Origin of the sequence: Actinoplanes sp. NPDC051861 (assembly GCF_040681145.1) — a bacterium.
Taxonomy (GTDB): domain Bacteria; phylum Actinomycetota; class Actinomycetes; order Mycobacteriales; family Micromonosporaceae; genus Actinoplanes.
Genome location: NZ_JBFAYE010000022.1, coordinates 125,599 through 143,783, shown reverse-complemented (window position 1 = coordinate 143,783; position 18,185 = coordinate 125,599). Strand labels below are relative to the sequence as shown.

General features: G+C 70.8%; 17 protein-coding genes. 10 read left to right on the top strand and 7 right to left on the bottom strand.

The window, feature by feature from the left end; genetic code table 11:
• Nucleotides 1-139 precede the first annotated feature (139 nt).
• Both AB0M02_RS38115 and AB0M02_RS38110 read right to left on the bottom strand, forming a co-directional pair.
• Nucleotides 140-2,035 (bottom strand): LysM peptidoglycan-binding domain-containing protein, encoded by a 1,896-nt coding sequence (locus AB0M02_RS38115; protein WP_364236269.1) that lies wholly within the window; start codon nucleotides 2,033-2,035, stop codon nucleotides 140-142.
• Between the two features lie 70 nt (nucleotides 2,036-2,105).
• Nucleotides 2,106-2,687: a TetR/AcrR family transcriptional regulator gene (locus AB0M02_RS38110; protein WP_364236268.1), complete on the bottom strand. Its 582-nt coding sequence runs from the start codon at nucleotides 2,685-2,687 to the stop codon at nucleotides 2,106-2,108.
• A 110-nt stretch (nucleotides 2,688-2,797) separates the two neighbouring features.
• Between AB0M02_RS38110 and paaN the strand changes: the two genes are divergently transcribed.
• From paaN to paaE, 6 genes are all read left to right on the top strand, one after another.
• Nucleotides 2,798-4,477, top strand: coding sequence for a phenylacetic acid degradation protein PaaN (gene paaN / locus AB0M02_RS38105; protein WP_364236265.1), 1,680 nt, complete (start codon nucleotides 2,798-2,800; stop codon nucleotides 4,475-4,477).
• On the top strand, nucleotides 4,474-5,433 hold the full coding sequence (paaA, locus tag AB0M02_RS38100; protein WP_364236263.1) for a 1,2-phenylacetyl-CoA epoxidase subunit PaaA: 960 nt from the start codon (nucleotides 4,474-4,476) through the stop codon (nucleotides 5,431-5,433). The genes paaN and paaA overlap by 4 nt, the downstream gene beginning before the upstream one ends.
• A complete protein-coding gene (paaB, locus tag AB0M02_RS38095; RefSeq protein ID WP_364236260.1) occupies nucleotides 5,430-5,726 on the top strand; it encodes a 1,2-phenylacetyl-CoA epoxidase subunit PaaB in 297 nt (98 codons plus the stop codon). Before paaA ends, paaB begins: the two co-directional genes overlap by 4 nt.
• 8 nt (nucleotides 5,727-5,734) lie before the next feature.
• Nucleotides 5,735-6,607, top strand: coding sequence for a 1,2-phenylacetyl-CoA epoxidase subunit PaaC (gene paaC / locus AB0M02_RS38090; protein ID WP_364236258.1), 873 nt, complete (start codon nucleotides 5,735-5,737; stop codon nucleotides 6,605-6,607).
• Nucleotides 6,604-7,095 (top strand): 1,2-phenylacetyl-CoA epoxidase subunit PaaD, encoded by a 492-nt coding sequence (gene paaD, locus AB0M02_RS38085; protein WP_364236256.1) that lies wholly within the window; start codon nucleotides 6,604-6,606, stop codon nucleotides 7,093-7,095. The genes paaC and paaD overlap by 4 nt, the downstream gene beginning before the upstream one ends.
• 61 nt (nucleotides 7,096-7,156) lie before the next feature.
• A complete protein-coding gene (gene paaE, locus AB0M02_RS38080; protein ID WP_364236253.1) occupies nucleotides 7,157-8,206 on the top strand; it encodes a 1,2-phenylacetyl-CoA epoxidase subunit PaaE in 1,050 nt (349 codons plus the stop codon).
• 365 nt (nucleotides 8,207-8,571) lie between these two features.
• On the opposite strand, the gene AB0M02_RS38075 is transcribed toward paaE, so the two are convergent.
• Nucleotides 8,572-8,838, bottom strand: coding sequence for a hypothetical protein (locus AB0M02_RS38075; protein WP_364236251.1), 267 nt, complete (start codon nucleotides 8,836-8,838; stop codon nucleotides 8,572-8,574).
• A gap of 222 nt (nucleotides 8,839-9,060) precedes the next feature.
• Between AB0M02_RS38075 and AB0M02_RS38070 the strand changes: the two genes are divergently transcribed.
• Nucleotides 9,061-12,543 (top strand): ABC transporter ATP-binding protein/permease, encoded by a 3,483-nt coding sequence (locus tag AB0M02_RS38070; RefSeq protein ID WP_364236248.1) that lies wholly within the window; start codon nucleotides 9,061-9,063, stop codon nucleotides 12,541-12,543.
• A gap of 30 nt (nucleotides 12,544-12,573) precedes the next feature.
• Here AB0M02_RS38070 and AB0M02_RS38065 read toward each other — a convergent pair whose 3' ends face one another.
• Together AB0M02_RS38065 and AB0M02_RS38060 are read right to left on the bottom strand one after the other, a co-directional pair.
• Entirely contained in the window at nucleotides 12,574-13,194 is a 621-nt protein-coding gene (locus AB0M02_RS38065; RefSeq protein WP_364236247.1) for an SRPBCC family protein, read from the bottom strand.
• Between the two features lie 45 nt (nucleotides 13,195-13,239).
• On the bottom strand, nucleotides 13,240-14,097 hold the full coding sequence (locus AB0M02_RS38060; RefSeq protein ID WP_364236244.1) for a trypsin-like peptidase domain-containing protein: 858 nt from the start codon (nucleotides 14,095-14,097) through the stop codon (nucleotides 13,240-13,242).
• 181 nt (nucleotides 14,098-14,278) lie between these two features.
• On the opposite strand from AB0M02_RS38060, the gene AB0M02_RS38055 reads away from it, so the two are divergent.
• The 3 genes from AB0M02_RS38055 to AB0M02_RS38045 all read left to right on the top strand — a co-directional run bounded on the left by AB0M02_RS38055 (nucleotide 14,279) and on the right by AB0M02_RS38045 (nucleotide 15,902).
• On the top strand, nucleotides 14,279-14,752 hold the full coding sequence (locus AB0M02_RS38055) for a DUF732 domain-containing protein (protein WP_364236243.1): 474 nt from the start codon (nucleotides 14,279-14,281) through the stop codon (nucleotides 14,750-14,752).
• Nucleotides 14,753-14,867: 115 nt separating this feature from the next.
• The gene (locus tag AB0M02_RS38050; RefSeq protein WP_364236241.1) at nucleotides 14,868-15,149 is read left to right on the top strand and encodes a peptidoglycan-binding domain-containing protein; all 282 of its coding nucleotides are present in this window, start codon (nucleotides 14,868-14,870) and stop codon (nucleotides 15,147-15,149) included.
• Nucleotides 15,150-15,203: 54 nt separating this feature from the next.
• Entirely contained in the window at nucleotides 15,204-15,902 is a 699-nt protein-coding gene (locus AB0M02_RS38045) for a TIGR03089 family protein (RefSeq protein WP_364236240.1), read from the top strand.
• A 173-nt stretch (nucleotides 15,903-16,075) separates the two neighbouring features.
• On the opposite strand, the gene AB0M02_RS38040 is transcribed toward AB0M02_RS38045, so the two are convergent.
• Together AB0M02_RS38040 and AB0M02_RS38035 are read right to left on the bottom strand one after the other, a co-directional pair.
• Nucleotides 16,076-16,846, bottom strand: coding sequence for a phosphotransferase (locus tag AB0M02_RS38040; RefSeq protein ID WP_364236237.1), 771 nt, complete (start codon nucleotides 16,844-16,846; stop codon nucleotides 16,076-16,078).
• A 76-nt stretch (nucleotides 16,847-16,922) separates the two neighbouring features.
• Nucleotides 16,923-18,152: a metallophosphoesterase gene (locus tag AB0M02_RS38035; protein ID WP_364236235.1), complete on the bottom strand. Its 1,230-nt coding sequence runs from the start codon at nucleotides 18,150-18,152 to the stop codon at nucleotides 16,923-16,925.
• Between the last annotated feature and the right edge of the window lie 33 nt (nucleotides 18,153-18,185).

Here is an 18,185-nt window from a genome sequence, read left to right as displayed (position 1 = left end):
GTTGGGGTGTGGAGGGGGGCCGAAATCCACACGCTGGGCTGGTCCGTGGCGCGTGAGGCGCGCTGCGGAATGGGGTGGCAGGTGGTCGCGGGTCTGGAGGGGGTAGAGCGCGAATGCGCGTACGATATTGCGGTTTGATTTAAGTTGCTGGGATTGCCAGGATTTGTCCTGGAATGATGCGGCGCGGGTTGGGGATTGTGTCGCGGTTGAGGGTGTGGATCTCGGGCCAGCGGTTGCCGTCGCCGAGGAGGGTGCGGGCTATGGCGAAGAGGGTGTCGCCGCGGCGGACCACGTGGAGGCGTGGGGTGGGGCCGGTGGGCTGTTGGGGAGGGAGGAGGAAGACCTGGCCGGGGAAGATCTTGCTGGGGTTGCGGATGAGGGCGCGGTTGAGCAGGTAGATCTCGGGCCAGCGTTCGCCCTTTCCGAGTTGGGACTGGGCGATCTTGAAGAGGGTGTCGCCGTTGCGGACGGTGTAGGTGCGGGGAGTCTGGCGTCCGGGGAGGACGTCGGCGAGGCGTAGCAGGTCGGTGAGTTCGAAGGTGCCCGGTCTGGCGGACGGCAGGGTGGGGCGCCAGTGCGGAAGTTTGAGGATGGAGTCCTCGCTGCGGCGGACCAGGCCGATCAGGACCTCGGCGACGATCGTGCTGCCGACCGGGCCGAGGCGGGCGCCTTTGTGGACGTGCTGCGACTCGGCGAGGATGTAGTACCAGAGTGGGGTGCGCGACTGGAAGTCACCGGCCTGCAGAGCCCGGCGTTGCGCCTGGCTGCCGGCGGCGGCGAGGACGTCGTCCTTGGAGAGGACGCGGACCTCGAGCAGTTCGGCGACGGCCTGGCCGGTGGGCATGCGCAGGCGATAACCCCGGAGAAGATTGCGTACGGCGAGACGGCCGGCGTCGCGGGGCGTCTCGTCGGTGCCGTCCTTCTTGCGCAGGTTGAACAGCGCGCGGCCGCCCGAGCGGGCCAGGTTCGTGTCGATGCGGCGAGCCTTCATGCCGCGGTCGCCGGTGATCCGCTCCCACTGGATGATCCAGTTCTCCGGGAGGGTGTCGAGGCCGCCCAGGTCGCCGCTGAGCGCGGTGAAGGTGAACAGTTGCTCCAGTGTGGCGTCGGTGAAGTTCAGGTTGAAGTCGTAGGTGCCGCGGACCATCGAGTGACCGAAACGGTACGCGGCGACGGCGAACTCGAGGGGCATGTAGAAGGCGTCGCCGTGCGGGTCGAACCAGCGGTTGCCGTCCTTGACGATGTCGTCGACCACGGCCGGCTCGGCGATGCGCTTGAGGAAGTCGAAGACCACGATGTGCTGGTAGTGGCGGCGCAGCGCGCGACGGGCGGCCGCGAACGACAGGCCGCGGTCGATCAGCTCGTTGTGCGCCTTCAGGAAGGCGACGTGCAGCTGCGAGACGATCAGGTTCTCGTCGTTGCGGGGATCGCCGATCAGGGCGGCGCGGTCGTGGTCGACGTCGTTGCTCGGGGGTTCCCGGGGTACGTCGTTCTCGTCGGCCTTGCCGGGCGGGCGGGCCAGCGGCGGCGGCTCGTTGCCGAGGTCGGCGACCCGGCCGACTCTCAGGCGCTCGCCGTTGCGCGGCGCAGGCAGGCCGTAGACGCTGTCCAGGTCCAGCGTGGCGGTGCGCAGGTTGCGCAGCGCGTCGCGGATCTCCGGCAACGGCAGCGGTGTCATGTTCGGGTTCAGCAGCTCGGCCGTGGTCGCCGAGCCCTCCTCGAGGGTCACGTCGTGGTCGATGAACTGCCCGAGGTACGTGTACGCGGCCGGGATCGGGCTGTCCTCGCCGGGGCGGTCGGCGTCCTCCATGCTCGCGCCCAGCGCCTTCAGCTTGACCAGGGTGTCCCGGGAGGTCGGCAGCAGGTTGACCTCGTCCTCCTGCAGGGTCGGGAAGAGCAGGTCGTAGTGGTGCGACCGGGTCGGCGGGGTGTAGGCGAACCCTAGGCGGGCCCGGGTGGAGGCCCTGCCGACTTCGTCTCGTGCGGCGGTGACGTCTTGTTCGGTGATGGGGCGTCCGTGACCGAGTCGCGGCATGGTGAGCTCCCTCCGCTTTTGCCGAACCCTAGGCCTCGGTTACTTTCGGAAGGTGCCGGATCACGGACAGTTAGGCTGTCTTCAAGCCGTGGAATGACAGGGCTGTCACCGTATCGGCGATGGTCTCCGGATTGCCCCGATCGGGGCGGTACCACTCGATCAGTGAGTTGACCATGCCGAAGATGAGGCGGGCGGCGGTGGCGGGGTCGACGTCGTCGCGGACGCCGCCCTCCTTCTGAGCCTGTTTCACCAGGTCGGTGACGATCCTGTCGAATTCGCGGCGGCGGGTGAGGGCGTGCTGTTCGACCTCGCTGTTGCCGTGGACCCTGAGGAGCAGGGTGACGAATTCGAGGCGTTCGGCGAGTACCAGGACGCTGGCTCGGATGAGGGTTTCGAGGCGTTGTGTCGCATTATTTCCGGAAATGTCGTTGGCTGCTGCGAAAAGTCCGTCCAGGGCTCGGTCGACGGCCATGCCGAGGAGCTGTTCCTTGCTGCTGACGTGGTGATAGAGGGTCGACTTGGTGATGCCGAGCGACTCGGCGATGTCGAACATGCTGGTCGCGTCGTACCCGTGCGCGTTGAACAGCCGCACCGCGGCGGCGAGCACGGCATCCTGGTCATGGCCGGGGCGCCCACGGCGGCGTGGCTGCATGGTCGGAAATCTACTTCCTCGTGCCATCCTGACGGCCCGGGGTTGATTTACCGACCGCTCGGACGGTAAATAAGAGAGGTCGACCGGCCCTAGTCGCAACGGAGCGAAGGATGTCCAACCCCGCTGAGCTGTATCAGGCACACCGCGACCTGCTGGCGCGCGCGATCGAGGCGACGGCCGCCCGGGACTACTGGTCGGCCTATCCCGAGTCGCCCAGCAAATCCGTCTACGGCGAGGATGCGGCGCCCGCCGGCGAGCGTGCCTTCACCGCCCTGCTCGGCAAGCCGTTCCCGATCGAGGTGCCCGGCGCCTCCGGCAGCGTCGCCGGCGAGCGCTCGCCCTTCGGGCTGGAGCTGGGCGTCAGCTATCCCCACGCCGACCCGCTCGCGCTGATCGCCGCGGCGCGCGCCGCCACGCCGGGCTGGCGTGCCGTCGGTCCGGAGGGCCGTGCCGGTGTCGCCGCCGAGATCCTGAAGCGGATCAACGCGAGCAGCTTCGAGATCGCGCACGCGGTGCAGCACACCACCGGGCAGGCGTTCGTCATGGCGTTCCAGGCGGGTGGCACCCACGCGCAGGACCGAGGGCTCGAGGCGGTGGCCTATGCGCTGGCCGCCACCACCCGGACCCCGTCGCGCGCGACGTGGGCCAAGCCGCAGCGCGGCGCCGACCCGCTGCACCTGGAGAAGAACGCGACGGTCGTCGGCCGGGGCGTCTCCGTTGTCATCGGCTGCACCACCTTCCCCACGTGGAACAGCTATCCCGGCATCTTCGCCAGCCTGGTCACCGGCAACCCGGTGATCGTCAAGCCGCACCCGGGCGCGGTCCTGCCGCTCGCCATCACGGTCCGGATCTGCCGCGAGGTGCTGGCCGAGGCCGGTCTCAACCCGGACGTCGTGACCCTCGCCGTCGAGGAGCCGGGCGAGGGCATCGCGGCCACCCTGGCCACCCACCCGGACGTGCGGATCGTCGACTTCACCGGGTCGAGCGAGTTCGGCGACTGGCTGGAGGCCAACGCGCGGCAGGCCGTCGTCTACACGGAGAAGTCCGGCCTCAACACCGTGGTCGTCGACTCCACCGCCGACTACAAGGGACTGCTGCGCAACCTCTCGTTCTCGCTTTCGCTCTACAGCGGGCAGATGTGCACCACCCCGCAGAACATCCTGGTGCCCCGCGACGGCATCTCGACCGACGCCGGTCACCGCAGCCCCTCCGAGTTCGGCGCCGATCTGGCGGGGGCGCTCGACAAGCTCCTCGGCGACCCTCGGCGCGCGGCCGGGACGCTGGGTGCGATCGTCAACGACGGCGTTCTGGGTCGCCTCAACGAGGCTGCCTCGTCCACGAGCGCGGTTCATCCGTCCACCTCCGTGGCCGACGAGCAGTTCCCGTCGGCCGTGATCCGCACGCCGCTGGTCGCCTCGCTGGACGCCGCCGACGAGAAGACCTACACCCGGGAGTGGTTCGGTCCCATCTCGTTCGTGATCACGACCGACTCCACCGCGCACAGCTTGGAGATCTTCACCGAGACCGTGCGGGCACACGGCGCCCTGAGTGCCCTCGTGCACTCCACGTCGCCCGAGGTCCTGCAGGCCGCTCGCGAGGCGGCGCTCGACGCCGGCGTGCACCTCTCGGAGAACCTGACCGGCGGCGTCTTCGTCAACCAGACCGCGGCCTTCAGCGACCTGCACGGCACCGGCGCCAACCCGGCGGCGACCGCGGCGCTGACCGACGACTGGTTTGTGGCAGGCCGGTTCTTCACCCTTCAGTCCCGTCGTCACGTGGAGCCGGCATGACAACGCCGTCGCCGGGCACCGGCCCGGCCGAGCAGGCCTTCGAGGAGGCGATCGAGCGGGATCAGCGGATCGAGCCGGCCGACTGGATGCCGGACGGTTACCGCCGCACGATGATCCGGCAGATCGCGCAGCACGCCCACTCCGAGATCATCGGGATGCAGCCGGAGGGGGAGTGGATCACACGGGCGCCGACGCTGCGGCGCAAGGCGATCCTGCTCGCCAAGGTGCAGGACGAGGCGGGTCACGGGCTCTACCTCTACTCGGCGGCGGAGACGCTCGGCGCCGACCGGGGTGACCTGACGCGGCGGCTCATCGAGGGCCGCCAGAAGTATTCGTCGATCTTCAACTATCCGACGATGTCGTTCGCCGACGTCGGGGTGATCGGCTGGCTGGTCGACGGCGCCGCGATCTGCAACCAGGTCCCGCTCTGCCGCAGCTCCTTCGGGCCCTACGCGCGGGCCATGATCCGGATCTGCAAGGAGGAGTCGTTCCACCAGCGGCAGGGTTACGAGTTGCTGATGACCATGATGTCCGGCACCCCGGCGCAGCGGGAGATGGTCCAGGACGCGGTCAACCGGTGGTGGTGGCCGTCGCTCATGATGTTCGGCCCGCCCGACGCCGCGTCGCCGAACACGGCACAGTCGATGGCCTGGAAGATCAAGCGGCACACCAACGACGAGCTGCGGCAGCGCTTCGTCGACATGAGCGTGCCGCAGGCCGAGGCGCTCGGCGTGACGCTGCCCGATCCGGAGCTGCGGTGGAACGCGGAGCGGGACCACTACGACTTCGGCAGCCCCGACTGGGACGAGCTGCGCCGGGTGATCTCGGGCGACGGCGTGATGAACAGGCAGCGGCTGGCGCGGCGCCGCCAGGCCGACGAGGACGGCGCCTGGGTGCGCGAGGCGGCCGCGGCACACGCGGCGAAACGAGCGGAGCAGGCGGGGGCGGCGGCATGAGCGAGGAGATCCGGCACGAGTGGCCGCTGTTCGAGGTGTTCGTGCGGGCCAAGCGCGGGCTCAACCACGTGCACGTCGGGTCGCTGCGTGCCGCGGACCACGAGATGGCGATCCATCACGCGCGGGACCTCTACACCCGGCGCAACGAAGGGGTGAGCATCTGGGTGGTGCGGTCGGACCACATCGCGGCCACCGACCCGTCGGAGAAGCCGGCGTTCTTCGAGCCGAGCGGTGACAAGGTCTATCGGCATCCGACGCACTACGCGATCCCCGACTCGGTTCCGCACATCTGAGGGTCACGATGGCATTCGACGACGCCTACTCGGCGCTCACTGATCATGACGACGACGCCCGGTGGGCGTACGGGACGGGGTTCGCGGACCCGCTCGCGGGCGTGCCGACCGACGTGCCGCCGGGGGTGGATCCGGCCGACCTGATGGCGTATTGCCTGATGCTCGGCGACGACGCACTGATCATGTCGCATCGGCTGCAGGAGTGGGTCACCCGCGCGCCGGAGCTGGAGGACGAGCTCGCGCTGGCGAACATCGGGCTGGACCTGCTGGGTCAGGCGCGGCTGCTGCTGACACGGGCGTGCCAGGCGGAGAGCGCGGCCTGCGACGAGGACGACCTCGCGTTCCACCGGGAGGCGGCCGAGTTCCGCAACGTGTGCCTGGCGGAGCGGGCGGACGCCGACTTCGCGCACCTCGTGGCCCGTCTGCTGGTCTTCTCCACGTGGCGGCTGGCGGCCTTCGACAGGTTGACCGCCTCCCGTGACCCGATGCTGGCGGCGATCGCGGGCAAGGGCGTCAAGGAGATGACCTATCACCGGGACTACGCGGCCCAGTGGGTGGTGCGGCTCGGCGACGGCACCGAGGTCTCCCACGAGCGGATGGCGGCGGCGGTGGCGGCGATCGGGCCGCTGGCCGGGGAGCTGTTCCACGCCGACGAGGTGGAGAGCAGGCTGTCCGAGCAGGGGGCGGCCGTGGAGCCGGGGACGCTGCGCGAGGAGTTCGACTCGGTGCTCGGGCAGGTTCTGCGTGCGGCGACTCTCGACGTGTTCGTGGTGGGTGACGTCGTGCCCTCCGGTCGCAAGGGTGAGCACACCCCGGCGCTGGCGGAGATCCTCAGCGAGATGCAGGGCGTGGCCCGCGCCAACCCGGGCGGTGTGTGGTGAACGGCGCGGCCACGGTCGTCGAGTCGGTCGTCGATCCGGAACTCCCGATGCTCACCCTCGCCGAGCTGGGGGTGGTGCGCGACGTGCGGCAGGACGGTGAGGAGGTGACGGTGACCATCACGCCGACCTACTCGGGGTGCCCGGCCATGGACGCGATCCGGGCTGACATCCGCTCGGCTCTGGTGGGTGCGGGTTATGGGCGGGTGGTTGTGCGGACGGTGCTGGCGCCCGCCTGGACCACCGACTGGATCAGCGAGTCGGGCCGCCGCAAGCTCGCCGACGCGGGCATCGCGCCGCCCGGTCCGGCACTACGCCGCGTGGCCGGGCCGGTGCCGCTGTCGCTCGGCGTTCGCCCGCCGGCGGTCGCGTGTCCCCGGTGTGGGCACGGGGAGACCGAGGTGCTGACGGCGTTCGGAGCCACCGCCTGCCGGGAGTTGCGGCGATGCCCGGCGTGCAGGGAGCCGTTCGAGCGGGTCAAGGAGATCTGAGGTGGCGGCGGTTCGGTTTTCGGCGGTGCGGTTTTCGGCAGTGCGGGTGGAGGGGTGCTGAGTGGCGCGTTCGGGGTTTCACGGTCTGCGGGTTGCGGCGGTCGACCGGCTCTGTGACGACGCGGTTGCGGTCACGTTCGCGGTGCCTGACGAGCTGACCTCGCCGTTTGCGTTCCGGCCCGGGCAGTCGGTGACGGTGCGCCGCGCTGACGAGCGACGGACCTACTCGATCTGCGCGCCGGCCGGGGCCGCGCCGCGGATCGGGGTGCGTGAGGTGCCGGGCGGGCAGATCTCCAGCTGGATCGTGCGGGACCTGCGACCCGGCGACGTCGTCGAGGTGGCGCCGCCGTCGGGCACGTTCACGCCCGACATCGCCGGCGGTGGGCGGCACGTGCTGATCGCGGCCGGCTCCGGGATCACGCCGGTGCTGTCGATCGTGACGTCGCTGCTGGAGGAGTCCGGTGCGCAGGTGAGCCTGCTCTACGGCAACCGGCGGGCGGACACGGTCATGTTCGCCGAGGAGCTGGCCGACCTGAAGGACCGGTACCCCGACCGGCTCGAACTCGTCCACGTCCTCTCCCGCGAACCCCGCGAGACCGAGCTTTTCAGCGGCCGCCTCGACGCCGCCCGGCTGCGCACCCTGCTGCCGCTGCTGATCGACGTGCCGGCGGTGGACCACTGGTGGCTGTGCGGGCCGTTCGGCATGGTCACGGCGGCGACCGAGGTGCTCGGCGAGTCCGGGGTCGCCCCGGAGCAGATCCACCGCGAGCTGTTCTGGGTGGACGAGGCACCACCCGCCCCGGTCCGCGCGGACGAGTCGGGACCGGCCGGCCCGAGCAGCGAGGTGACGGTGATCCTGGACGGCCGCTCTACGACGGTGACCGTGGGAGAGGGTGTGGCGCTGCTCGACGGGGTGCAGAAGTCGCGGCCTGATCTGCCGTTCGCGTGCAAGGGCGGGGTGTGCGGGACGTGCCGGGCGCGGTTGGTGGACGGGGAGGCGGTCATGAGGCGCAACTTCGCGCTGGAGCCGGGGGAGTTGGCCGCCGGCTTCATCCTGACCTGCCAGGCGACGGCGACGTCGGAGAAGGTGGTGGTCGACTTCGACCAGTGAGAGCGCTGGGTCCGTCGGGGCTGCTAGCTCGGCGAGGCGCCGCGACCGGGAGGCGCCGGGTTCGTGAGGTGCGACCGGGGTTCGCGAGGCGGGACCGGGGTTCGCGAGGCGGGACCGGGGTTCGTGAGGCGCTGCGACCGGGACCCGCGGCCGGGACCGGGAGGCGCCGCGACCGGGACCCGCGGCCGGGACCGGGAGGCGCCGCGACCGGGACCCGCGGCCGGGACCGGGAGGCGCCGCGTTCGTGAGGCGTGGGCGCGGTTCGTGAGGCGTGGGCGGGGTTTGTGAGGCGCGACCCGGGTTCGGGAGGCGTGGGCGGGTTCGGGAGGCGGCGCCGGCTGGGTTCGGCGAGGTGACGTGAGGGGTCAGGCTGCGATTAGTTCCTGGGTGGCGGGGTGGGGCTGGTAGGCGGCTTCGACGACTCGGCGGGCCCAGCGCATGCGGTGGCAGGCGGTTTCGGGGTAGTCGCCGTAGGCGGCGGCCATTCGGGCTACGCAGCCTCGGGTTCCGCCGTAGCGGCGGACGGCGATGGTGATGGCGTTGTCGACGGCCAGGGCGCTGGGGTTTGAGTCGGTGGGGAGGTCGCCGGCGAAGAGGGCGGCGGCGCGGGCGGTGAGCAACTGGCTTCGCATCGGGATCAGCTCCTGTGTGGTTTCTGTGTGGCCTTCAGCGTGAACCTCCGGTGCCATTGATCGCCTCCGGTATTCCACCCGTGTCGGAAGCGGGGTGTAGGGGGTTTCCCCGGTCCGGTGCTCTCAGGGGCGAGTGTCCGAAATAAACCGGTTGAGCGGGCCTGCGAATTCCGCGCAGGATGGGTGCACCGCCCCTTACCCCACCGGCCAGAGGACTGTTCAATGCGCCTGCTCCGCGACCTATGGGCCACAAGCCGCAGTCGCACCGCTCTCGTCGCTTTCTTGATTGTCATAGGCGCGTCCGGTTCGGCGATATCGCTCGCGCTGGCCGGGCCGGTGCTGGTCGACCGGTCGGTTCCGCTGTTCGTGCTGCTGGCCGTCGCGCTGGTGGCGGCGGTCTTCAGTGACCTCGTGCTCGGTCTGGTCGCGGCCAGCCTGACCGCCGACTGGGCGGCGCGGGCGCGGCGGCGGCTCAACCGGGTGGCGTTCGGGCAGGACATTCCGACGCTGGAGAACACGCCGGTCGGTGAGCTGCTGGACCGGATCGACTCGGATGTCTACCAGGTGGGCGCCGAGTTGCGGAACGGTGGAGTGCGGCTCGTGCAGTCGCTGGCCGTCGCCACGCTGTCGATCGTCACCACGTTCGCGGTGTGGTGGCCGGCCGCGATCGCCATGGTCGTGGTCTGTCTGCTGCTCTTCGTCACCATGAACAAGCCGGTCCAGCGGATCTCCCCCATCCGGATCGCGGAGGAGGAGGCCTGGTCGGACCTGGCCGCGGTGATGGAGGAGGCCGTGCACGGGCAGGACGACGTGCGCACCAGTCTGGCCGCGCCCTATGTGCGGCGGCTCTACGCGATCCGCGCCGCCGAGGTGCTGGCGCGGGGCCGGAGAGTCTGGCGCGCGTCGTCACGGATCACGATGAACGCCGGCGCGATCACCCGTACGCTGATCGCGGTTTTGGTTGTCGGGGGCGCTGCCGCCCTCGTGGCCGGACAGATCGACGGCGCCCGGCTCACCGCGGTCTGGCTCCTGGCGCTCGGATTCGGCGGCACGCTGGAGCACGTCACGCGGCAGGTGCCCGAGTTGCAGAACGCGCTCGGTGCCTGGAGCCGTGTGCAGATGCTCAGCAGCGTGCCGCAGGAACCGATCGAGGGTGTGCCGCCGGTCAACGGTGACCTGGAGGTCCGCAACCTGACCTTCCGGTACGGCGAGTCCGAGTCGAAGAGGCCGCCGGCGCTGAGGGATGTCAGCGTCACGTTCGCACGTGGCCGGTCCTATGCGCTGATCGGGCGGACCGGATCCGGCAAGTCCACCCTGGCCAAGATCCTCACGCGTGCCGTCGACGTGCCGCGCGGCGCCGTCTTCCTCGGCGGGATCGACATCAACGACATCGGCGTGGAGGGTCTGCGCCGGTGGACCGCGATCGTCCCGCAGCGCACCGAGATCCTGGCCGGCACCCTGGCGGAGAACATCGCGCTCTTCGACGGGAACCTGCTCCACAAGGCCGCCACGGCGGTCGAGGAGCTGGGGCTCTCGGCGTGGGTGGCCGGGCTGCCGGACGGCATCGACACCAAGCTCGGCGAGGGCGGCTACAAGCTCTCCGCGGGGCAGGAACAGCTGGTGGCGTTCGCCCGCATCCTGGTACGCGATCCGCAAGTGGTGATCCTCGACGAGGCCACCGCCCGGATGGACCCGGTGACCGAGTCGTGGGTGCAGCGCGCCACCGACCGGCTGCTCCAGGGCCGGATCGGCGTGATCGTGGCGCACCGGCTCTCCTCGGTGCAGCGGTGCGACGAGGTCGTCGTGCTCGCCGACGGCGTGCTGCTCGAGTCGGGCCCGCTGCGCGAGTCGCAGCGGTTCGCCGAGCTGATGGCCAGCAGCAAACTGAACCTGCCGGTCGCTTCGGCGTCGTCCGGCGGGGTGCTGGTCGAGGAGCACGACTGGGACACCGCCGTCCAGGTCGAGCTCGGCCCGGACGCGCTGGCGAACCCGCTGCCCACAGTGGAACCGCCGCCGCTGCCGGCGCCACCCAGGACCCGCACCATGCGGGAGATCGCCCGGCTTGCCACCAACGACAAGCGGTACGGTCTGGGCGCGGTGAGCCTGTTCCTGCTCCTGGTGCTGTTCGGCCTGGACGGGGCGATCCTGCCGCTGCTCTGGGCGGACGTCGTCGACGGCGCAGGCAACCCGATGTACCCGGCGGCCGGCATCGCCGCCGCACTGCTGCTGCTGATCCCGACGCTGTACTACACCGGCGCCTGGTTCCCGGAGTGGTGGGTGCGGCAGATGCTGCGGATCAGCCTGCGGCTGGTGCACGGCCAGATCGGCCCGCGGCGGGTCAGCAAGTACACCCCGGCCGAGGTGGTCGCGCAGGGCGGCGACACCGAACGCGTGGTGATGCTCGCCGACAACCTGATCGACAACTGCGTCGCCATCGTCACCGTGATCGCGATGACGGCGGCCTCGCAGTCGGTGGTGCCGGCGCTGTTCTTCGTCGGCGCGATGCTGGCGTCCGGGCTGGCGGCGACCCTGTTCGGGCCGCGGCTGGAGCGGGCGGCTCGGCGGACCGTCGCGGCGCGGGCGGCGTTCGCCACGTCGCTGGTGTCGTCGCTGTCGGCGGCGCGCACGGTGAAACTGGCCGGCGCGACCGAGCCGGTGCTGACGCACCTGGCGGCGCTCGACACCACGCGCAGCGAGTTGCAGCGGCGGGAGATCGCCATCCAGGTGTGGGCGCGGTCCACACCGTCGATCGCCAGCGGCCTGCTGCCGATCGCGGCCTGGGGGATGTACCTGTCGGGCACTCTCAGCGCCGCGGCCACGCTGATCGCGGTGGCGACCCTCGGGTCGGCCCGCTGGTTCGCGTGGTGCACGGCGTCGCTGGTGTCGCACTACCCGTCGGCGAAGGTGTGGACGAAGCGGACGGTGGCGATGACCGGTGTCGCCGAGTACTCGTCGGAGGTCCCGGGAGTGGATCTCTCCGAGGGCACGGCTCCGGCGCCGCCTACGGCGCCGAGGCAGTCGCTGCGCACGCTTGAGTTGGCCGGTTTCAGCGCGGTGCACGAGAACGGAGCTTTGGGCGTACGGGACATCGACCTCACCGTCGACCGAGGACAACTGGTCCTGGTCGTCGGCCCGGTCGGCTCCGGCAAGTCGTCCCTGCTCCGCGCTCTGGCCGGGATCGTGCACCACACCGGCGAACTGCGCTGGAACGACGAGCCGGTACGCGAACCGGAGATGTTCCTGCGGCCGAACCAGGTCGGGTACGTGGCTCAGCTGCCCCGGGTGCTGTCCGGGACGGTCGCCGACAACATCCAGCTCGGCCACGAGGTGGACGCGGCGGACGCGGTGTCGGTGGCCCAGCTGGAGCACGACCTGTCCACGGCCGGTGGCGGTCTGCAGCTGCTGATCGGGCACAAGGGGACACGGCTCTCGGGCGGTCAGCTGCAGCGGCTGGCTCTGGCCCGGGCGCTCGCCCCGCGGACCGAGCTGCTGATCGCCGACGACGTCTCGTCCGCACTGGACGTGACGACGGAGCTGGAGCTGTGGCGGGCGCTGCGGTCGCACGGGGTGACCGTGGTCGGCTCGACGTCCAAACGGGCCGCGCTGGCCCAGGCGGACAAGGTGGTCGTGCTGATCGGCGGCCGGGCCGAGGACCAGGGCACCTGGGACGAACTGGCCGACCGCTGGGGCCACCTGGCGGGTTGAGCGCCGGTCGAAGCCGGTGACTGTCCGGATTCAGCGGACGGTCACCGGCGACTCCGCCCGGCGCTTGATCCCGAGGAGCATCCGGCGCTCCATGATCAGGCTGCCGGGTTCCATCACCGCGCGGAATCCGAGTCGCTGGATCCGCGACGCGTCACGCAGGAGGATCCGGTTGCGGCTCAGCAGCCGCGTGCACAGGTAGTGCCGCCGCAGGTTGAACGACCACATCCAGTTCCCGTCGGTGGACCGGAAAGCGAGGGTCCGGGCCGCGTCGCAGATCTCCACCCGCATCGGCGGCGCCCCCTCGCCCATCGGCAGCAGGTCACCGGCCGCCAGATCCTGGAACTCCGGGAGGATCTCGTTCGCGCTGTGCATGTTCAGCCCGAACAGGTTCTCGATCCAGTCGTACGTGTAGGCCCCACCACGCCCGCTGCCCATCTGCACCAGCCACGGCCAGACCGACTCGGGCGCCGCCTCGACGGTGATCGCCCGCGTCGTCTGCAGCGACGGCTCCGCCAGCAGCTCGTCCCCGGGCAGCGTGGCGGCCGCCTCCTCGGGCGTCGCGCCGTGGTTCAGGTACCACTGCCGCGCCGGTGGCGAGTAGGCCGCCGCGACCAGCAGGGCGGCGCCGGTGACACCCTTGAGCACTTCCATGACTCCACAGTGCTCCGGCGCGGACCGGAGCACAGGGGCCGAAGGTCAGTTGATCCGGGACTTCAGCTGGTTCACGACCGTGGTGACGGTCCCGGCCGGGATGGCGAAGCCGAGGCCGACGCTGCCGCTGCTGTCGCCGGCCGTGGCGATGGCGACGTTGATGCCGACCACCCGGCCGGACATGTCGACGAGCGCGCCGCCGGAGTTGCCCTGGTTGATCGCGGCGTCGGTCTGCAGCAGGCCGGTCAGCTTCTCGTCGCCGGTGTCCAGGCTGCGGTCGAGCGCGGAGACGATGCCCGAGGTCACGGTGCCCTCCAGGCCGAGCGGGGCGCCGAACGCCAGCACCGTGTCGCCGACCGCGACGCTGTCGTCGGTGGCGAACGTGACCGGCGTCAGGCCGGAGAGCCCGGTCGCCTGCACGAGCGCCAGGTCGTGGGTGGCGTCGGCGGCCACCACCTTCGCCGGGACGGTTTCGCCGGTCGACAGCCGTACGCTGACCGTCCCGTTCCCGCTCCCGGAGATGACGTGGTTGTTGGTCAGGATCAGGCCGTCCGAGGAGAGCACGACACCGGAGCCGAGCGACGACGAGCGGGCGCTGTCGACCAGCACGGTGACGACGCTGGGCTGCACCTTCTTGACGATCGGCGCCATGTCGGTGCCCTCGGTGACGGTGGTGGGGGTGCCGGCAACGGCGGCTGCGGGGCGGCTGTCCAGGTAGCGCTCGGTGAGCACCGCGCCGGTGGTGCCGCCACCCGCGATCAGCACGAGCAGTGCGGCGCCGCCGGCCACCCTCCGCCGCCAGCGCGGATCGCGTGGTTCCCGCGTCATCACCGGCGGGATGTGGGTCGGCGGCACCGGCGGGACGTCGTAGGCGGGTTCCGGTCGGGTCAGCAGGTCGGTCATGCGAGAGCCTCCTCGGAAAGGTCCCGCCGGCTGGTGTCCGCGGGATGAGGGCAACAGTGCCCCCGGAGGTTGTCTCGAAGTGGTGAGCCCACTGTGACTTCGCTGTGCGCGGCGGTCCCCCGTCCGGGTGGCTGCGGCGCGGCACCGCGAACGGCGCGCGGCGGCGTCTAGGGTTCCCCGCGTGCTACCCACCGACATCACACCGCGCAACCGGGTGCCGGTCGAGCGCCGGCCGTTCGGCCCCACGATCTCCGAGCCGGCGGCCGCGCTGCGCGACTCCGCGGCCCGCATCCGGTGCGGTCTCCTGGTCACGGCGGCTGTCGCGGTGCCTCTGCTCGGGGGTTGCGGTGCTCCGCCCGTACCCCAATGGAAAGAAGGCCGTGCTGTGCGCGTGGCACCCAGCCCTCGTGGCAGTGAGGCCGCGTCGCCGGCTGCGGCGGACGCGTTCGCCGCGGCGGTGCGCGGGCGGCTGCCGATGGTCGCGCTGGATCGGCGGCCCGAGGAGATCACCGAGCTGGGTGACGCGGCCTGCGCGGAGATGACCGGCGGGGAGCGGCGAGGCACGGCCGTCGATTCCGTCATCGGGTACGGAGTGAGCAGCCCCGACGCCCGCGAAGTGGTCCGTCTCGCCCGCCGGTTCCTCTGCCCGTCCTGACTTTCGGCCCTCCGCCGAAAGTCACAGTCGGCACAGCAACCGGAGACGTTAGGCAGATGTCCGGCACAGATCTTCCCGGGACCCTGGAGGTACAGCGTCCAGCCCGGGAGGTCAGATGTCCGCACGAGGAATGCTCAGCGTGGTAGGTACCGCCGTCGGCGGCCTGATCGGCTGGTCCGAGCCGTCGCCGCCGGCCGATCCGGCAACGGTGCGCGCCCTCTTCGCCGACCTGGGCGTGCGGATCGGCCCGGACGACGCGGAACTCGAGCAGGCGGTCCGCTACTTCCAGGCCAGGACCGGCCTGGTCACCGACGGCGAGGCCGGGCCGCGGACGGTCCATCTTCTTTCGAGGTACGCGTCCGAAGCGCGCGAATCAACCTGGTTCGAGGCGGCTTGAGCGTCGCCCGGAGGGTGATTACGCGGCGCACGGGCGCCCGTTATGGTGGCCGCGATGAGCAACGATCTGATCACCTACTTCGACGACGCCACCGGTGAGAGAGTCGGGCTCAGCCCCACCGACCTGGGCATCTGGGCAGCCGCGACGGCCGACCTCCTGACCACCGAGTGCGAACTGCCCCGGGGCAGCCGCGCCGGGGTCCTGCTGCCCCCGCACTGGCAGACGGCCGCGGTGCTGCTCGGCGCCTGGGCCGCGGGAATCGAGGTGTCGTTCCGCGGCTGGTCCACAGCAGGCCTGGGACCCGACACCGGCCCGTCACTGGACGCCACGTTCGTGGAACGCCGGCGCGTGGGTTCCTGGCTCGAGGACGTGCCGCCGGCCCGCCACCAGTTCGTGCTCGGCCCCGGCGCCCCGGTCCCCGACGTACCACCCGGCTACCGCGACTTCGCCGAGGCCACCCGCCCCCACCTGGGCGCACCACCCCCGTCCGGAGGTGTCGGCTTCGCCGAAACCGCCACCGCCGACGGCACCACCTTCGGCGAGTACGGCGCGGTGGCCGCGGAGATCGCCCGCTCCCGCGGCATCAGCGCCGGCGACCGAGTCCTGTTCGACGTGGCCGGCCAGGAGGAACCCCTGATCTGGCTGATGGCCCCGCTGACCGCCGGCGCCTCCATCGTCCTCTGTGCGAACCTGGACCCCGCCCGCCTGGACGCCCGCGTCGCAGCCGAGGGAGTCACCCGCGTCGTGCTGTGACAGGGGTCGTGCCGTGACAGGGCACGCAGGCGTGCCATCTGGCACCAAAGCACTGTCGGCACCGTGGGCATTTCTCGGTACCGCCTCGCATGGCCGACTCCCAGGCCGTCGTCAACTGCATTCCGTATCTGGCGGAGTTCTCCGACGGTGCCGGACAGCGGAGGACTCCGACGTCAGACCTCGGGGAAGTCAGCAAGCTCCGCCACGGCGGTCTCAAGACTCGCGTCGACGCCATTCGCGATCATCCGTGCGAAGGTGGAGTCGCCGGCTGCGGCTGCCCGTCGGATGCCCTCGGCGGAGGCACTCGCTCGCCGCCGGACGATGTCGATGAACTCGGTAGTCGAACCGCCCCAGCCATAGGACTCCAGGAACAACCGAAGCCGACGCGGTCGCTCCGCGAAAGCAGTGAAACCCTCCGCGGCCACAACGTGGCGCGCATGCAAAGGCACCCATCCGAAGGCGGTGAACGCCAGATCCCACTCGACTGTGACGGGTCCCGCGAAATCCCAGTCGAAGAACCCGACCAGGCGCTCGCCGGTCCAGACCGCGTTGTACGGTGCCGCATCGTTATGGCCGATGATCAGGCCGGGCCGCCACCGCGTCCCCTCCCGCCAGATCGCGCCGGCCGACGGAACGAAACTGGCGACAGCCGTGTGAAAGTCACGCAGCCAATGCGCGACTTGCCGCAACGCGTCGTCGCTGTGGACCCAGTTGGGCCACGGCCGGACCGATCCGACCACGGTGCCGGGCAGAAAGGAGAGCACCTCACGGCCCTGATCGTCGAAACCCAGCGCCCGGGGAACCCGGCCGAAGCCGACATCGTGCAGATGGCGTAGCAGGTCGTGCACCGCCGGTGTCCAGGGCCCGGGAGCGCGGCGGACAGTGTCACCGATCCTTACCGCGCCACCGTCGTTTCCGCCGGGGAGACGTTGCGCTTCGATCACCGCGACATTCTGTCGCGACATGACCGCCGCGTTGCAACCGGTTTCCGTTCATCGGTTGCGCCTGGCCCGGCTCAGATCATGGAGAGTTCGGGTGCGAATTCGGGCCGAACTCGCCAAGATCTCGTTGTGTTCCCGAGGAGCGTAGGACCAAGAGGGTGATTTCGCTGGGGGCGAAGATTCGGAACGGGGGGCCCCAGAAGCCGGTGCCGCGGCTTGTGTAGAGCTGGGTGCGGGTGGAGTGGCGGGAGAGGCCCTGGAGGACTGGCTGGTCGATGCGGACCAGGTAGTGGAAGGGCCACATCTGGCCGCCGTGGGTGTGGCCGGAGAGTTGGAGGTCGATGCCGTGGGCGACGGCGCCGGTGATCTGCTGGGGCTGGTGGGCCAGGAGGAGGACCGGCAGGGACGGGTCGGTGCCGGAGAGCGCCGCGTCGTGGTCGGCGTGGTGGCCCGGTAGGCCTGAGCCGGCGGCGGTGCGGTCGTCGACGCCGGCGACGACCAGGGAGTCGCCGTTGCGGGTCACGAGCAGGTGGCGGTTGTGGAGGGCGTCCCAGCCGAGCTCGGTCATGTGCTCGACCCAGCCGAGGGCGCCGGAGAAGTACTCATGGTTGCCGGTCACGTACACCCGTGCATAGCGCGCCTTGACGTCTCGGAGCGGGGTGGACTGGGAGAGGCGCTGGGCGACCTGGCCGTCGGCGATGTCGCCGGTGTGGGCGACGATGTCGGCGTCCAGCGAGTTGATGCGGTCGACGACGCCCCGGGACCAGCGGGAGCGGTCGATCGGGCCGTAGTGGGTGTCGGTGATCAGCACGACTCGGAGCCCGTCGAGGCCGGGGCCGAGCCGGGGCAGCGTGACCTCGACCTCGCGGACGCGGGAGACGCGCATCGCTTCCACGTACCCCCAAAGGAGCAGGACCGGGGAGATCAGAAGGACCACCGCGGTGACCACCCGGGAGCGCAACGGATCGGCGACGCCGGAGAGGGCGAGGGCCAGGCCGAGGGCCTGGCCGAGCACGGACCAGGTGAAGAGCACCCAGACGACGCCGAGTGTGGTGTCGGCGATGACGGAGGCGCGGTCGCTGTGGCCGGTGTGCCCGCGCAGCATGAGGACCGGGAAACCGGCGGCGGCCAGCACGAACACTGCGGTGCCCGCGATGAACACCGGTGTCGGCCAGGCGTTGCCGGACCAGATCAGCGTCGCCCACGGCACGCCGAACAACAGCAGCACGACCGCGGCGATCACGCCGCCGAAGATCGCGCGTGACCCACGTCGCCGAGGTTTCGCCTCGACCGCCTCACCCACTGACATGACGGCAAGCATGCCACTCGGGTGCGACAGAAA

What these genes read in the sequence shown, in the direction of transcription:
- paaB (WP_364236260.1), top strand. Translation starts at nt 5,430, where the DNA reads ATGAGCGAGGAGATCCGGCACGAGTGGCCGCTGTTCGAGGTGTTCGTG.
- AB0M02_RS38045 (WP_364236240.1), top strand. Translation starts at nt 15,204, where the DNA reads ATGAGCAACGATCTGATCACCTACTTCGACGACGCCACCGGTGAGAGA.
- AB0M02_RS38060 (WP_364236244.1), bottom strand. Translation starts at nt 14,097, where the DNA reads ATGACCGACCTGCTGACCCGACCGGAACCCGCCTACGACGTCCCGCCG.
- paaA (WP_364236263.1), top strand. Translation starts at nt 4,474, where the DNA reads ATGACAACGCCGTCGCCGGGCACCGGCCCGGCCGAGCAGGCCTTCGAG.
- AB0M02_RS38050 (WP_364236241.1), top strand. Translation starts at nt 14,868, where the DNA reads ATGTCCGCACGAGGAATGCTCAGCGTGGTAGGTACCGCCGTCGGCGGC.
- AB0M02_RS38070 (WP_364236248.1), top strand. Translation starts at nt 9,061, where the DNA reads ATGCGCCTGCTCCGCGACCTATGGGCCACAAGCCGCAGTCGCACCGCT.
- AB0M02_RS38065 (WP_364236247.1), bottom strand. Translation starts at nt 13,194, where the DNA reads ATGGAAGTGCTCAAGGGTGTCACCGGCGCCGCCCTGCTGGTCGCGGCG.
- AB0M02_RS38110 (WP_364236268.1), bottom strand. Translation starts at nt 2,687, where the DNA reads ATGCAGCCACGCCGCCGTGGGCGCCCCGGCCATGACCAGGATGCCGTG.
- paaN (WP_364236265.1), top strand. Translation starts at nt 2,798, where the DNA reads ATGTCCAACCCCGCTGAGCTGTATCAGGCACACCGCGACCTGCTGGCG.
- AB0M02_RS38035 (WP_364236235.1), bottom strand. Translation starts at nt 18,152, where the DNA reads ATGTCAGTGGGTGAGGCGGTCGAGGCGAAACCTCGGCGACGTGGGTCA.
- AB0M02_RS38115 (WP_364236269.1), bottom strand. Translation starts at nt 2,035, where the DNA reads ATGCCGCGACTCGGTCACGGACGCCCCATCACCGAACAAGACGTCACC.
- AB0M02_RS38075 (WP_364236251.1), bottom strand. Translation starts at nt 8,838, where the DNA reads ATGCGAAGCCAGTTGCTCACCGCCCGCGCCGCCGCCCTCTTCGCCGGC.
- paaC (WP_364236258.1), top strand. Translation starts at nt 5,735, where the DNA reads ATGGCATTCGACGACGCCTACTCGGCGCTCACTGATCATGACGACGAC.